At 66.0% G+C, this 16,448-nt stretch carries 6 protein-coding genes and 1 pseudogene; 3 read left to right on the top strand and 4 right to left on the bottom strand.

Annotated features, from left to right (window positions below):
- Positions 1–206 precede the first annotated feature (206 nt).
- Positions 207–1,109, top strand: coding sequence for a hypothetical protein (locus tag QWM81_RS26960; protein WP_290114985.1), 903 nt, complete (start codon positions 207–209; stop codon positions 1,107–1,109).
- 522 nt (positions 1,110–1,631) lie between these two features.
- On the opposite strand, the gene QWM81_RS26955 is transcribed toward QWM81_RS26960, so the two are convergent.
- The 4 genes and pseudogenes from QWM81_RS26955 to QWM81_RS26940 all read right to left on the bottom strand — a co-directional run.
- Positions 1,632–2,456: an arylamine N-acetyltransferase family protein gene (locus QWM81_RS26955; protein ID WP_290114984.1), complete on the bottom strand. Its 825-nt coding sequence runs from the start codon at positions 2,454–2,456 to the stop codon at positions 1,632–1,634.
- A 747-nt stretch (positions 2,457–3,203) separates the two neighbouring features.
- Positions 3,204–3,455: a hypothetical protein gene (locus tag QWM81_RS26950; RefSeq protein WP_290114983.1), complete on the bottom strand. Its 252-nt coding sequence runs from the start codon at positions 3,453–3,455 to the stop codon at positions 3,204–3,206.
- A gap of 91 nt (positions 3,456–3,546) precedes the next feature.
- Entirely contained in the window at positions 3,547–3,792 is a 246-nt protein-coding gene (locus QWM81_RS26945; RefSeq protein ID WP_290114982.1) for a DUF6207 family protein, read from the bottom strand.
- A 146-nt stretch (positions 3,793–3,938) separates the two neighbouring features.
- Positions 3,939–4,423 (bottom strand): annotated as a pseudogene (locus tag QWM81_RS26940) (transposase); the annotation flags it as partial.
- A 113-nt stretch (positions 4,424–4,536) separates the two neighbouring features.
- Here QWM81_RS26940 and QWM81_RS26935 point away from each other — a divergent pair.
- Together QWM81_RS26935 and QWM81_RS26930 are read left to right on the top strand one after the other, a co-directional pair.
- Positions 4,537–5,712, top strand: coding sequence for an acyltransferase family protein (locus QWM81_RS26935; RefSeq protein ID WP_290114981.1), 1,176 nt, complete (start codon positions 4,537–4,539; stop codon positions 5,710–5,712).
- Between the two features lie 166 nt (positions 5,713–5,878).
- Entirely contained in the window at positions 5,879–16,447 is a 10,569-nt protein-coding gene (locus QWM81_RS26930) for a LamG-like jellyroll fold domain-containing protein (RefSeq protein ID WP_290114979.1), read from the top strand.
- Position 16,448: the final 1 nt, after the last annotated feature.

Raw genomic sequence — 16,448 nt, 5'->3', positions numbered from 1 at the left:
ACGTATCACCTCCGTCGGCGGCACCACCCGCCGGAACAACACCCACAACTCATCCGGCACAAGCCGCTCAACCAGATCCGTCATACACGGTTCAACGAACGATCACGCCATAAGAAACGACGTCTAAGGGCGTGGCGGCGTCGACACACGGCTTCGGTGTGGCTCAGGCTCCCTCGGGCGCGGCGGCCGTCGTCGACCGTTCCATGGTGCAGCAGGGGATCACCGTGGCGTATGGTGCCTCTTTCGTGGACCTGTCGTGGAAGCCGTACAAGGCGGACGCCCGCTATGTAGTGGTACGAGATGGTGTGCAGGTAGCCAGCCTGGAGGCTGGGGTGGCGGCGTTCCGCGATGTTCAGGTGAAGCCGGGCGCCGACTATGACTACCAGGTGGCGCCGGTTCTGCCGGAGGAGGGGCATCCGGACGCCCGGCTGTGGGGTGTGAAAGCGTCGGTTCCGGCCTCCGCCTCGCTGACGGGTCTGCGCAAGGAGGCCGCGTCGAGGGCGGCGGCCGCGGCGGTCGCTCGGACCACCACGCTGTCCTGGGTGACCTTCATCCCGCAGGCGAAGGTCGCCGCTCCTGCGGCCGGCTGCGACTACGGTTCGAACTACGCGTTCGGTGGTGACAACCGTACGGCGTTCGACTGGAAGTCGAGCAGGTACCGCACAGCGGCGCACGCGACCGTCACGTGGAGCTCCAAGGCGGTGACGGGCAACGTGTCGGTGAGGTCCACCACCGTGTACGACAAGCGGAACGGCCGCAAGGTCGCGACGAAGACCGCCAGCGCCAAGGACATGACGGTCAAGAAGCTGGGGTCGGGTAGTAACTACGTCGACGTGCGGATGGTCACGCACGCCACCAACCCGTTCTGCAGGGGGCTCGGAGGAGTCAAGGGGGCCATCGACGGGGCCATGACGATGCAGCTCACCACAAGCGGCAATTACACCATTCGCTCCGGAAAGCATCGCTTGATGCCGAACCACCACATCTACATCTACGACGGTGGACAGGTCACCAACGTCTACACACGCAGCTACAGCAGCGTCAGCTGCCTGATCGGTTCGATCACGTGTCCGGAGGCCGACCTGACCGGCTACCGGGGCAGCTTCTAATTCTTCGGTGAACCCGGGATGACATGGGCCCGCCGCTCGCCTTGCGGCGCGGCGGGCCTCGCCGTCCCGCCGCCGGTCCGCGGTCCCGCCGCTTTCCTGTCCGCTGTCCCTGCCGCTGAGAAAGTGCTGCCTCTGCTGGCGGTCGTCCCCAGGGTCGCCATCACTGACAGGATGGTCTCAGGCTGTGTCCGGGTTGGGGCTCTCATGCCGGCGTCGCGCCTGCCGCCTGCCGGCCCGCTCCGTGCTCAACGACCCCCAGTAGGCCTGGTCATTGCACGGCCGGCGTACCTGCACGCCAGGCGCTGAACCCCAAGGGGGGGGCCGTTTCCGGTGGGAACGGCCCCCATCGACCAACGGGTGGGTCAGTCCACGTACGCCCGCGCGACGCGTCTCCCTCGATGGTCCAAGTCGTCGGTCAGCTGGTAGCTCCGCCCGGCCTTGACATTCCCCAGGGCGTGGTGCCCGTCCCCCTCCACAGGGCCTATACGCGGGAACGCCTCCACCGGTCTTACGGAAACCGTCTCAGCCGGGCTGCGGGCCGCGCGGGTGGAGAGGGACCGGGAGGCGGTCGAGCGTGATGCCGAAGTGGTCGCGGTAGGCGGCCAGGACCTCCGCGTCGGTGCCGAGGGCGTATTCGGTGCGCTCGCCGTTCGCGGTGGTGATGAGGGTGTGGTCGCGGAGCGTGACGCGTCCGGTGGAGGTGAGCCGAGAGCAGACGGGGCCGCGGGTGAAGTGCGAGGCCGGTGAGGTCCGGTGCCACCAAGCGCCGGTGACGAAGTCGGCGAGGGCGCGTGGACGCCGCACGAGCCGGAGCTCGGGCCTGCCGTTCTTCAACACGTCCAGGTCGCCCTCGTCGCTGTCGGCGTCCTGGATCCGGAACACCCCTGCCGGGTCCTTCTGATCGCCGCGGTCGTCGAGGCCGAGCGGGTGCTGGGTGTGGTCGCCGAAGCCGACGTCCGCGAGCCAGCGGCTGCCGTCCTCCGCCTCCACCTGGAGGGCGAGGTGGTCGTACGGAATGCCGGGTACGCCATCGGGGCAGTACACGCGGCCCTCCAGGAGCAGGACCCGGTAGCCCAGGGTACGCAGGAGCAGCGCAAAGGCGCCGTTGAGTTCGTAGCAGAAGCCGCCCCGCCGCCCGTTCAGCAGCTTGTCCAGGATCGCCCCGGCGTCCAGCGGGACGTCCTCGCCGAGGTGGATCGACAAGTTCTCGAACGGCACCGTATGCAGGTGCCTCACTTGGAGGTCGCGCAGCGCGTCGGCGGTGGGTGCGGAGGGGCGGCGGGCCCCGATGCGGTCCAGGTACGCGGCGAGGCGGCGGGTGGGCAGGAGCGGCTTCGAATCTTCCATGGCCCCAGTCTGGCCGCTCCTCCGGGGCGAGGGGCCATTGGCCGCTGGTCCGGATCCCGCTCTTGCTCCTCGTTCGTAGGGGCTTCCGAGCGCCGACGGCGTCCTACGTCACGTCCACGAAGGTAACGCACAGCGTGCTGGACCATGCGGAAGATCAAGGGGGGGCAGTGCGCGGGACCGACCCGGTAGCAGCGCCGGTTGATCGGCACCGGGCGGCTCCGGCCGCGGACTGCGTTGACCACTGCGGGGCCGTTGTCGTGGAAGGAGGGGCGCACGGACGTGGAACCCCGGGAGCTCGCCGCCAAGGGCTGCGTCACCTCCAGGACGCCTTCACCCCCAGGGTGGCCGACCGGGGCCCCACGACGCTGCCCCGTATGGGGGCGTGGATGTGCTGAAGCCAGACGGTGGCGCCCGCGGTGCAGGCAGCCGCAGGCTTGTGGTTCTGCCGCCGCGGGCGCCGGGGTGTTGCTTGTCAACAGGCGTAGGTCGTGCCGTTGGCGGCTGTGTTCTAGTTGCAGGTGGTGATGCTGCCGGTGGCGGTGTTGTTGTCGTCCGGGCTGCCCGGCTTCTTTCAGCCGCAGGTCCGGGTTCTTCGCGGTGCTGGTGTTCAACAGGACATGGCGGGCGTAGCCACGGTAGATGTGGTGCCAGCCGCTGCTGTCGCGGTAGTGGCGACCGCCTGCCGGTGTGCACGTACGCCCTCGCTCCGGCCGGCGGCAAGCTGTAGGAGGGAGGGCAGGGCGCGGCCTAGGTGTTGGTGGTGATGTCGGGGACGTAGCCGCCGGTGTTCACCGTCCTGGTGGTGACGTTCTTGATGACGAAGTACTCGCTGTTGAGGTTCAGCTGGGTCCCGTCGCGGGTGTCGGCGCCGGCGGCGTTGGGCCGCACGTGCGGAAGCATCAGTTCGCCGGTGGTCGAAGCGGCCTGGCTCGGCGTGGCCAGGGCCACGAGCGCGAGCGCGGCGGAAGCGAGTGCGGTGGTTCGTACGGTACGGCTCACCAAGGGCCTTTCTGAAGTAAGAGAGGGGCGGCAAACGGGTGCGATCGTCGCACCCGACGAGCTCCGCCGATGGGGAAAACGGGAAGGACGGTCATGCACTGCTCACCGCCGTACGAGCGGCGCCGGGCCAGCGCGCGGTGCCGGAACGACGTACGTCGGCGTACACCCGCGCCCTCACGCCTGGTTTCCCCGGCGTACGCCACACCGGCGTGATGCCGGAGGTCGCCCACTGCTGCTGGAGGACCTCCATCACCGCGCGGACGGTCTCCTCGTCGCCGGCGGCGACGTCCAGGACCACGAGCCCCGGCTCGGCGATGCGCTGCTCATCAATCCCCATGTTCCGACCGCCGATTCCGCCCGGTTGGCCGGTTCGCCGATCGCGGGGAGACAACCCGTACGAGGGACTCGAGCCGCCGACTCGCTCGGTGCCGGTCGCGCGGAGGGTGGCGTGGCCGTAGATAGACACCTCAGGGATCTAACTCGTCAAGCCGCGGCAGCGAGGACGGCTGGAAAGGCTGTGTGCTCTTCGAACAGCTTGCGGTGCTGAAGGCAGTAATAGAGCTGCCCGAGCATGCGGTTGAAGAGGTTGCGCTGGGCTGCGGCGTGCCAGTCTCCGTGTTCGTCTCTGGGCGGCGCCGGTAGTGGGCCTTCGCGCCGGGTGAGGCGGTGATCGCGGAGAAGGCCCAGAGGTAGCCGGCGTGGTTGAGGCGGTCGTTCTTCACCCACCGCCTGGTGATGTTCGACTTCTTGCCGGAGGCGCGGGTGATGGGTGAGGAGCCGGCGTATGCCTTCAGGCCACGGGCGTCGGCGAAGAGGGCGCGGTCGTCCCCGATCTCGGCGAGCACCCGGGCGCCGAGCTGGGTGCCGAGGCCGGGGAAGCTGAGGATGATTTCAGCGTCCGGGTGCTGAGGGAAAGCCTCTTCCACCGCCTTTGCGAGGTCGTCGGCGGCCTTGGAAGCGGCCTCCAGCTAGGCCCTTCAGCGAGGTGGCCGCGAGCGCTGACGATGCGCTGTGTCGGCGCCGCGCTAGGGGCAAGCATGTGGACGTGGGGCGGGGATGGGGAGTGGTTGATAATCCCTTGATGCGACATAGAGCCCCTTCCCGCACCGTCCTTGGCCGTCCCGTCGTCTTTGCTGGCAGAGACCGGCTTCCTTCCCTGACGGGTTTGCGTTTTTGGGCTGCTCTTGCTGTGGTTCTTTACCATTTGTCTCGTCAGGTTGGCCCGCTTCCGGGTCTCAGTGACATGGTCTGGTATGGCCGCAGCGGAGTGACCTTCTTCTTCGTGCTGTCGGGTTTCGTCCTGGCATGGACCTATGACGGTGCGCGGGTTCCCAGCACGGTCTTCCTTTGGAGGCGCTTCGCTCGTATCTGGCCGCTGCTGGCGGCCACTACCGTCTTCTCGGTATCGGTATGGCTAGTTCTGGGGAAGGCGGTGTCGGGGAAGGCGGTCGTTGCTTCGCTGTTGCTTGTTAACGCTTGGATACCGGAGACGGTCATACTTCAGGGCGGCAACCCGGCTGCCTGGTCGCTCAGCGACGAAGCATGGTTCTATCTGATCTTCCCGGTGCTGATGGCTTTGCCTGCGGTGCGGTCCACTCGTGGCCGGCGATGGATCGGCTTCCTGGTCTGCGGGGGCGCGGTGCTTGCGTGGCTGTGTGGCTCGTTGTTCACCGAGGCGTCTGTCCGTGTGTGGGCCCTTGATTACCTGCCGCTGACCCGCACGCTGCAGTTTCTGCTTGGTGTGGTGGCGGGGCTAGCCGTGAAGCGGGGATGGCGGCCGCGTGCGGGCTTGTGGCCGGCCGTTGCGCTGGTTATCGGCTGGCATGTCGTGCTGATTCCCTGGTCCAAGGCTGTCCCGGACAGCTTGTGGTACAGCCCCTACAGTGCCTCTCAGATGCTCTCGGCTCCCCTTTTCGCCCTGCTCGTTTCAGCGGCTGCCGTGGCGGATGTCGAGGGACGCAGAACCGGGCTCGGCGGACCATGGGCTGTGCGACTGGGCCACTGGTCGTTTGCCTGGTACCTCATTCACGAGATCGTTATCCGGATCTGTCTGGCGCGGTACGGGCGGACGGAGTCCGTGACGTCGACAGCTCTGGTCTGGCTATTGGTGCTCGGAGTCAGTTTGGTCTTGTCCGCGTGCGCTTACCGCTGGGTAGAGCACCCTCTGGAGCGCCTGCTCCGCTCGGTTGGACCAGTTGCTCCAGCGCCGAAGCGCAACACGCCTGCACCACAGAACGCATCTCTCCCCCTCAAGTGACATGAGCGATTCCGCCCTTTTGTCCCCGTGATAAAAATCACTTAAAGGTGGCGCGGGCTTGCTCTGACTTGTCATGTCTTTGCTGGCAGACGTAGAAGTGTCCCCACTTTGATCACAACTGTGGGGGGACGGGTTCGTGCGTATTGCGCGCCCTTTGGCCGCATCCATGGCTCTTGTCATGGCGGCGCTTGCTGGAACAGAGCAGGCTGCACTAGCTGTCGATAGATGGGCTGGTAGACCGGCCACCGAGGCCGGCGAGCGTCCGGACCAGGGATGGGGCAGCGCCGCCGGGCGAAGCCATAAGGCTGGCACCGGCCGTACTGGGGCCAAGGCGGCCGGTGGCCGTGAGGAAGCGCTGCGCGTGCCGGGGCAGCTGGGAACCGAGCCGGCGGTGACAGAGGCGGTTATGCCTCCTGCGCCGAAGCCGCCAAAGATGGGCAAGCCTCAGCCCGTTCCTGCGCCGGTCGTCGAGGCTGCTCGGGGCTTTGACGAGAAGACGAGCAAGGAGGTGGTGAGCAAGCGTGCCCAGCATGCCGCCACCTTCGTCAACGCGGACGGCACGTACACCACGCGGTACTACAACGAGCCTGTCAACTTCCGCGGTGAGAAGGGTGTCTGGCAGAAGATCGACACCACGCTCGCCAAGCCCACCGGTCCTCGGGTCATGAACGCGACCGGTGACACGTGGGAAACGCGCTCCACCGAGGCCGATATCACCTTCGGGGAGCACGCCGACGCCCAGCCCCTGATGCGTCTGCGGTTCGCCGATGGCCTCTCCGTGGCGTACGCAGTGGAAGGCGCAGCCCACACCCCGGGCCAGCCCCAGGGCAGCACGATCACCTACCCAGAAATACGTACCTCCGCAGACATCGAGCTCCTCGCCGGCAGCAATTCGGTCAAGGAAACCATCGTCCTCAAGGACAAGGGCGCCCCCACCGAGTGGCGATTCCCGCTGGAGCTCGAAGGACTGACTGCCCAGCTCGACCCTCAAGGCGCTGTCGCCTTCATCGACGCCTCCGGTACCGAGCGTGCGCGTATGCCGCGCGGCTGGATGGAAGACTCCAACGTCACGGCCGACGCCAACGAGGGAGCGATCTCCGACAAGGTCGTCTACGGCCTCGCCACGGAGAACGGACGCCAGGTCCTGACGGTGTCACTCGACAAGCAGTGGCTGGAGGCCCCGGAGCGCATCTATCCCGTCCGGGTCGACCCCTCCGTCACGTCGTTCGACGCCACGTCCGGAACCTTCGTCGAGTCGCCCTACAACACCGACTTCTCGACCAACACCGTGCTGAAGGTCGGTACCTACGACGCCGGCAGCCACAAAGCCGCGGCCTTCCTCCGATTCAACGGCGTCGAGTCGACACTGAAGAACGCCTGGGTGCTGAGCGCCAACCTGGCGCTATACAACACCTGGTCCCAGTCGTGCACCGCCCGCCCTGTCACCGTCCACCCGATCACCTCGAACTGGGCGGAGAGCACCACCACCAAGTACCCCGGGCCGGCCACCGGAGCATCCCTCGCTTCCAAGAGCTTCGCCCACGGATGGCGCCCGGAAGGCACCACCACCTGGTCCTGCGGCCCGGCCTGGGAGAGCATCAAGCTCGGCAGCGCCGGGCGGCAACTGGTGGACGACTGGACCCACGGCCGCAAGAAGAATTACGGCTTGGCCGTCAAGGCGTCCACGACCGACTCCAAGGGCTGGAAGCAGTTCGGCTCCGATGACTACCCCAATGGCAAGCCCAGCCTGGACGTCACCTGGACCAAGTACGGCGCCACCTACAAGCTGGGCGAGTTCCTCAGCCCGGTGACCGCCACCGCAGAATCGGAAATGCAGGTCACTGTCACCAACCGGGGACAGGCGACCTGGCTCAAGGGCGGCAACTACAAGCTGCGCTACAACCTCTACGACGCCACCGGCAAGGAGATCACCGACTCGTCGAAGATCCGCTGGACGCCGATGCCCAGCGACATCTCACCCGGCGAGAGTGTCACCCTCAACGCCAAAGTCGCGCCGCTGACGCCTGCCACCTACACCCTTCAGTGGACGATGGACGACGTCGGCGTCACCCGGTTCACCAGCCAGGGCATCCCCGCGCCGTCGGTGAAGTTCTCCTCTGTCAACCTCCCGCCACAGCTGGTGGCGGAGTCGCCGGCCAGTGGTGTCGTACTGGACTCGCTGACTCCCACCCTGTGGGCCAACGGCACTGACCCCGACCGCTACCCCAAGGCCCTGCAGTACCAGTTCGAGGTATGCGAGGTCGAAGGCAAGGACACCCGCAAGAACTGCCAGATGGGCACGCGCAGCGCAGCCCAGCAGTGGGCCGTGCCCGCAGGCTGGCTCGACTGGGGCAAGACCTATGCCTGGTACGCGTACGTGTTCGACAGCGGACTCACCTCGGCACGCCCCGGGCCTGCCCTGTTCACCACCGAGGTTCCTCAGCCCGGTGTCACCAGCCACCTCGGCGGCTCAGACTCCGGCCGTGAGTTCGGCGCGAGGGCCGGCAACTACACCACCGCCGCCACCGACGCGGCCCTGACCACGGTCGGCCCCGAACTCGCGGTCACCCGCACCTACAACTCTCTCGACCCCCGCAAGGACGGGGCCTTCGGCGCGGGCTGGTCCACTCGCTGGGACACCCGCCTGCGCGAAGAGCCCGTAACCGGCAGCGTTGTGATCACGGCTGCTGATGGCTCCCAAGCCAGATACGGGCTGAACAAGAGCGGCGGCTACACCGGGCCCTCCGGTTCCACCAGCCGCCTCGCCCGGGAAGTGGAGGGATGGGTCCTGAGGGACCGTTCCGGCGCCACCTACCACTTCGGCTCCGAAGGCTTCCTCAGCCGGATCCTCGACAGCGCCGGCCGCGGCCAGACCCTGCAACGCGCGCAGGAGAACGGCGGCCCGGTGGTCAAGGTCACCGACGACCTGTCCGGCCGCTACATCTCCTTCACCTGGACCGGCGGACATGTCACTGCCGTAACAACCAGCCCTATCAACGCCACCACGCCGGGTCTGACCTGGACCTACACCTACAGTGGTGACCGGCTGACCAAGGTCTGCCCGCCGTCCTCGGCCACCGAGTGCACGACCTATTCCTACGAGGACGGATCGCTGTACCGGGCCGGCGTTCTCGACGCCAACCCCATGTCCTACTGGCGCCTGGGGGAGTCGGAAGGCTCCGTCGTCCACAGCCAGGCCCCCTCACGTACCGGCCTCAACGAAGCGGTCTACCGCGATGTCGTCCTCGGCTCCACCCCCGCCCTTGCCGGCACGACCGATACCTCGGCGTCGTTCGACGGCGTCGACTCGGTGATCGAGCTGCCGGACAACACCCTGAAGTCCTCCGCGTTCGTCTCCGTCGAAATGTGGTTCAAGACCACCAAGCCGGGTGTTCTGGCCAGCCTCCAGAACGCGGAAGCGGGCCAGCGGCCCACCCGGTACAGCCCTTACCTGAGCGTGGACGGTACGGGCAAGCTGCGCGGCCAGTTCTACACACTGGAATACGCCGGCACGAAGCCCATCATCTCTACCAAGAACGTCAACGACGACGTCTGGCATCACGCCGTCCTCACTAGCGCAGGGACTACACAGACTCTCTACCTCGACGGGGTGAAGGTCGGCAGCCTCACCGGCACCGTCCAAGCCCGCGACGACCAGTACGCCTACCTCGGCTCCGGCTGGGGCAACGAAGGCTGGATGGGCGTCCCGGCCGCTACCTACCCCTTCCAGGGCTCCATGGACGATGTCGCGGTCTACGGGCACGCACTTGACGCGGGCACAGTTGCCGAGCACTACGCCGTACGTACCACCTCGAGCCTGATGACCAAGGTGGTCCTGCCGTCCGGCCGGACCCATGCCACCACCCAGTACGACCCGGCAACAGCACGTCTGACCAGTACAACGGACAACAACGGCGGCACGTGGAAGGTGTCCAGCCCCTCCTACGCGTCCGGATCCGCTGCCTACCAGGACGCCGTCATGGCCCATGCCCCCGCCGCATACTGGCGTCTGGGCGAGCGCCGTGGGGCAGTGGCCTCCAGCGTGCCGGGTACCGGAATGGACGGCTCGTATGGCGACGGGGTGAACCTCGGCAGCACCGGCGTGTTCGCGGACGGCGACAACACCTCCGTCGAACTCGACGGCGCCGAAGGATCCGTCAACGTTCCCTCCGACCCGCTGGAAACCACCAGCTCCATCAGTCTTGAGCTGTGGTTCCGCACCGACAAGCCCGAAAGCGTCCTGTTCGGCTTCCAGAACTCCGAACTCGGCCAGACACCTACCTCCATCACACCCGCACTCCTCATCGACCGCGGCGGCAAGCTCCGTGGCCAGCTCGACAAGAGCCAGGCCGGCACCACCATTGCCTCGACCACCGTCGTAACCGACAACCAGTGGCACCACGTCCTGCTCACCGGCTACAGCGGCGGACAGGCCATGTACCTGGACGGCGTGCGCGTCGGCACCCTGCCGGGCGCCATCAAGCCCATCACCCTGCCCAACGCCTACCTGGGCGGCGGATACACGACCACCCCGTGGGACGGCCAGCTGGCCGGGACCAAGTACTTCGCCGGCCAGATCGACGAAGCCGCCATGTACACCACAGCGCTCGGCGTCGGCGGGGCCGGACAGCACTACCGGGCCCGCACTGGCCTGGTCGCCGGCGACGGCCCGCACTATCGCGGCTCCGTCACCGGCGATGCCCCGGCGGCCTACTGGCGTCTTGATGAGCCCGAAGGCGCCACCACTGCAGTCAGCGAAACCGCGGCCAACAACGGCGCCGGCACGTACACCAACACCACCCTCGCCACCACTGGCGTCTTCGGTGTCGAGGACGGCCACGCAGCTCAGCTCACCGGCACCGGACAGATTTCTGTGCCAAGCGGCCTGATCACCGCCTCCACGGACGTCGCGGTCGAGCTCTGGTTCAGGACCACGAAGGAGGGCGTACTGCTCGGACTGCAGAATGCGCCGATCGGTAGTACACCCACCGACGCCCGACCGGTCCTGAACGTCGGAGCAGACGGTCTGCTGCGTGGTCAGTTCTGGACCGACAGCCAGCCCACCGGCGCCACCCCGATGAAGTCCGCCGAAACCGTCACGGACAATCAGTGGCACCACGCGGTCCTCAGCGCGTCGGGCAGCGGCCAAGCCCTCTACCTGGACGGCATCAAGGTCGGCAGCCTCGGCCGCGCCGCCAAGCACATGCCCGGCGTCTACGCCTACCTGGGCGGCGGTTACGCAAATACTGCATGGATGGGCGTGGCCACGGCGGGCACCTACCGCCTCACCGGGCAGCTCGACGAGGTCGCCGTCTACCAGCACGGCCTGACCGATGATCAGGTCAGCGCCCACTACCAGGCTCGCAGCCGCAGCACCATCTCTGGTCTGACGTCGGCGATCACGGTCACTGACCCTGAGGGGCACACCACCACGACCACGTATGACGCGGTGCGCGGCCAGCGCCGGACGTCCGTGACCGATGCGGATGGAGGCCTGACCAACTACTCCTACGACGCGGGCGGCTTCCTGAACGTCGTGACCGACGCCAACGGCCACTCCACGATCCTTGGGCACGACGCGCGAGGAAACACCGTCACACAGACGAAGTGCCGTGACGCGAACTCCTGCTGGACGTCCTTCACTGAGTACTACTCCAATGCGGCCGACCCGCTCGACCCGCGCAACGACAAGCCGATCACCGTTCGTGACGCACGCTCCTCTGGGCCGAAGGACGACAGGTACCGGACCGCCACGAGCTACACGACGCTGGGACTTCCTGCCGTCACCACGCTGGCAGACGGACGCACGCAGACCAAGACGTACACCACGGGCACAGAGGCAGCAATCGGCGGCGGCACCACACCGGCCGGCCTGGTCGCCTCTGAGAAGACCCCCGGCGACGCCAGCACCACCTACGCCTATTTCTCCAACGGCGACCTGGCACGGATCACGGCGCCCTCCGGCCTCATAACCAACTTCACCTATGACGGTCTCGGCCGGAAGCTCTTCGAGACCCAGGTCTCCGACACGTTCCCGAACGGCGTCACCACCACCTACGCGTACGACATGCAGTCGAAGATCACTACCGAGACTGGTGCCGGCGTAAAGAACGAGATCACCGGAGTTACCCACACCGCCAAGATCAGCCGCACCTTCAACCAGGACGGCGCGATCCTCACCGAGTCCACCGAAGACCTCACCGGCGGCGACGCCAAGCGCACCACCACCTACCACTACGACACCTTCGGCCGCCAGAACCAGATCACCGACGCCGAAAACCACACGAGTACCTACAGTCACGACCGGCTTGGCCGCGTCATCAGCGAAACCGACTCGGTCGGCACCACATACGTCCACCGCTACACCCCGCGGGGTCAGCTCGCCGAAACCGTGCTGAAGGACTGGAAGGGAGACCCTTCCGGACAGACCCGCGATCTGGTCGTCGGCTCCAACGCCTACGACCCGGGCGGACGCCTTGCGTCCATCACGAACGCGCTGGGTGCCACCACGGCCTTCACCTACTACGACGACGGCCTGAAGGCCACGACCACCGCCAAGCAAGTCACCCAGGGCGATGGCACCAAGCGCGACATCGTCCTGGAGGCCAACACCTACAACGGGGCAGGGCACCTGACCCAGCAGGTGACCGGCGGAGGCGCTACGACCGTCACTCACACGGTTGACTCCACGGGCCGCACCACACGCAGCGTGCTCGACCCGAACGGGCTGAACCGCGTCACCACCTACAGCTACGACGGCGACGACCGCATCACCGAAAACACCCGGACGATCGACGCATCCGGCAAGAAGGTGACCAGCACCACGGAGTACGACCCGGCCGGCAACCCCACCAAGGCGACACTGACCGACGGTACAGACACCAGGGTCACCACCCAGAGCTACGACGACCGCGGCCTCCTCATCTCCATGGTGAGCCCGCGAGGCAACGTAACCGGCGCAGACGCCGCCGCCTACACCACCACCCGCCGCTACGACGCACTGGGCAATCTGGTGGAGCAGACCGCACCGCCTGTCCTCGCCGAGGAAAACGGACAAGCTGCTCAGACAGTCCGGCCCACCACGCTGACCGGCTACAACACCTTCGGTGAAGTCACAGAGACCAAGGACCCCCGAGGGGCTGTGACCCGCACGCAGGTCGACAAGCTCGGCCGTCCCGTCGCCCTCACCATGCCGGACTACACCCCGCCAGGCGGCACGAAGATCACCGCCGTCGCACGGACCGAATACGACGCGGCCGGTCGCGTCGCCACCACGACAGACCCGCTCGGCCGCATCACGCGCTACGGCTACGACCAGTTCGGAAACCTCTCAGTCAAAACCGATCCCGTGGCAGGCGGCACACCCACCACTCTTGGCACCGAGCCCAGCCCATTCGAAACCACCGAGACGAACCTCGACGGCGCCGGAATCACCCGTTACTCCTGGACGCCTACCGGCCTCCCGCTCTCCGTCACCGACCCGATGGGCGCGCGCAGTGAGTCGACGTACGACGAACTCGGTCGCAGGCTGACCGCAACCACGATCGAGCGCTACCCCACCGTCCAGAACCTCATAACCCGCTACACCTGGGACGACGCGAGCAACCAGACAGCATCCACCACCCCCGGAGGTCGCACGACGACCGCCACCTACAATGCGGCCGGTGAGCCAGTGTCCGTAAAGGACCCGGGCAGCGGTGTCACCACGTTCACGTACGACGGGCTGGGTCGGCAGACCGAAACCGTGGACGCCACGGGCCGCAAGAGCACGACACGACACGACACGCTCGGCAACGTCACCGGAACGACCGACTACGGCACCGGCACCACGGCGCTGCGCTCCACTTCCATGGAATTCGACGCCGACGGCAACCGTACCGCCGTCACCTCTGCCACCCAGGCACGCTCCACCTACTCCTACGACGCGCTCGGCCGCATGACCAAGCAGACCGAGCCCGTCGCTGCGACGAAGTCCATCACCACGACGTTCGGCTATGACGCCGCCAGCAACCGCACCCGCCTGACAGACGGCCGCGGCAACTCCACGATTTACACGTTCACTTCGTGGAACCTGCCACAGTCCACGATCGAGCCCGCCACGGACGCCCACCCGGCGGCGAGTGACCGCACCTGGACGACGACCTACGACGCTGCCGGCCAAGACATCTCCGAGCTGCTGCCCGGAGGCGTCAAGCGGGAGCGAACCTACGACGGTTTGGGTCGCCTGACGGGCGAGACCGGTACGGGCGCGGAGTCCGCGACAACCGCCCGTTCCCTCGAGTATGACCTGGTAGGCCGACTTACCACCGCTGGTACCGACGGAGCGACGGGCCGCAACACGTACACCTACAACGATCGCGGTCAATTGCTGACGAGTGATGGTCCAGGAGGCCAGTCTTCTTACACCTATGACGCCGACGGCAACATGACGCAGCGTAAAACCACAGGAGGAACGACCAGCTACGGCTACGACGCAGCCGGCCGACCCGACTGGACCTGGGACTCCATCACCAGCAGCGAAATCTGGCACGACTTCGACGCAGCGGGCCGCCCCACGCTGGAGCGATACGCAACCAAGCCAGAAGGTGCCACAGCCTGGGCCGAATCGGCGCGCCGTACGCTTGGCTACGACTCCCTAGGCCGCCTGAACATCGACCGAATCACCAACCCGACAGGGACCACCGAGACCGCATCAACGAGCTACGACTACGACCTCGATGACCGCTTGACCAAGAAGACGACCAATGGCACGGCCGGCGCTGCCGACAACAGCTACAGCTACGACCGCGCAAGTCGACTGACCTCCTGGACGAACGGCGCAACGAGCACCAGCTACGAGTGGGACGACGCGGGCAACCGCACTAAGTCAGGCAGCGCGGAAGCGAAGTACGACGCCCGCAACCGCATCCTTACCGACGGCACCGCGAGCTATACCTATACCCCTCGGGGCACGCTTTTCTCCGTTACAAAGAGCGGCGCGACCCGTGCGCTAACCTTCGACGCCTTCGAACGCAAGGTGACCGACGGATCGTCAAGCTTCACTTACGACTCCCTTGATCGCGTACGCCAGTCAGGACAGACCACCTTCACGTATGACGGTGGATCGAATGACCTCACCAGCGACGGCGCTAATAGGTACACGAGAAACCCCTCCGGTTCCGTGCTGGCCATGACTAACGGCACAGCAAAGCAATGGGCGATCAGTGACCGTCACACCGACGTTGTCGCTGGCCTTTCCTCCGACGGCAAGACCGTTACCGGCTCCCGCGCGTACACGCCCTTCGGCGAGGTCTCAGCTTCCGCTGGGGTTGGCACCTCGCTCGGCTATCAGTCGGGTTGGACGGATCCGTCCTCAGGTAGCGTCAACATGGCTGCGCGGTGGTATGAGCCGGGCACTGGGGGATTTGCGTCCCGCGATACGTGGCTGTTGGAGCCAAGCCCGTCGGTGCAGAGCAACCGCTATGTATACGGTAATGCTGGCCCATTGGACGGAACCGATCCGTCTGGACATGCAACCATCACTCCGACGCGTCATGAGACGCGAGCGCCTGTACAGGTTAGGGCGAGGAAAAGCAGGGGTGGTTACTTCCGGTTTAGTCGCTTCCTTGGACCTTGGGGACGAATCGGTGGGTTTTATCGAGAGATACGATTCCAGATAACTCAAGCGCGGTATTCGACTGGTCTCTCGTATAGCTCTGCCGGAAGTCTGGCAGATGCCCTTAGGCGGCAGTCTTACGGTGTTGCTTACCGGGTCACGGAGCCCCAAGCCAGGTCATGGCTCGCATACACAGGTTCCGGGTCTCGACAGGGCGGAGGCGGCGGAGGCGGCGGAGGCGGCGTAGTCGGCGGAGGCGGTTGCCGATCCCTCTGCTCGGCGTCGTATACGACGCCGATCCTTCCGCCGAGACCTCCCGTCGACACAAACCCCAACAATGGCACCCATCCTGTACCGGCACCCGAACGTCCAGTCCCGCGTCCGGACTGGGATGAGCGAGGTACCGGATGGCGAACTGGCGTGGGTTGGGACGCGATCGCCACAGTCCTGGACATGCTGAATCTTTCGGGGGCTGCATCCTTCGATCCGGACCAGGATCCGGGCGTGCACTCGGCACCCGGAACCGATCCCGACGCCGGAAACGATAGTGACGAATCTCAAGACTGCCGTATAGGCGGTTCCGGTTGGAAGGACTACGGCTCCCTCGACAGCCACAACCGCCCCATGGGTATCACTGCCTGTCTCGACAAGCAGCAGATATCGTCGGGTGGAACTCCGGCTGACGCGAATAAGGCGCTGGGATATAGGTGGGCGCAGGACTTCGTGAGGGCGTTCGACTTCGTTCCTCAGTCGAGTATCAATGCCTGCCACCTACTCGCCAACACCTTGGGGGGATCCGGAACGGAGCCGCGTAACCTGTCGACATGCGCCCGGCCGACCAACTACTTCACCAGGGACAAGCATCGAATCGAAAAGAATATGCGCTACTACGAGAGACTCGTAAAGGAAGAGGTCGGCAAGCCTGACAGTGTCGTTGAGTACTCAGTGGTGCCGAAGTACCAAGGGCCGAGGACTGTACCGTATGAATACGAGATAAACGCCACCCTTTGGCGAAACGGTGCTCAATCAACTCTGATCGACAAAGCCACCGTCAAGAACGAGCTTAAGCCAGGGGGGCTGTATAACCTTGGCAGACAGTCTGTGGGCGGCTATCCGGTGCCAGTTGGGAACATGAGGTGAA

The sequence above is a fragment of the Streptomyces ficellus genome (assembly GCF_030406405.1).
Lineage (GTDB): Bacteria > Actinomycetota > Actinomycetes > Streptomycetales > Streptomycetaceae > Streptomyces > Streptomyces ficellus_B.
This window is presented reverse-complemented; position numbering and strand designations above follow the sequence as displayed.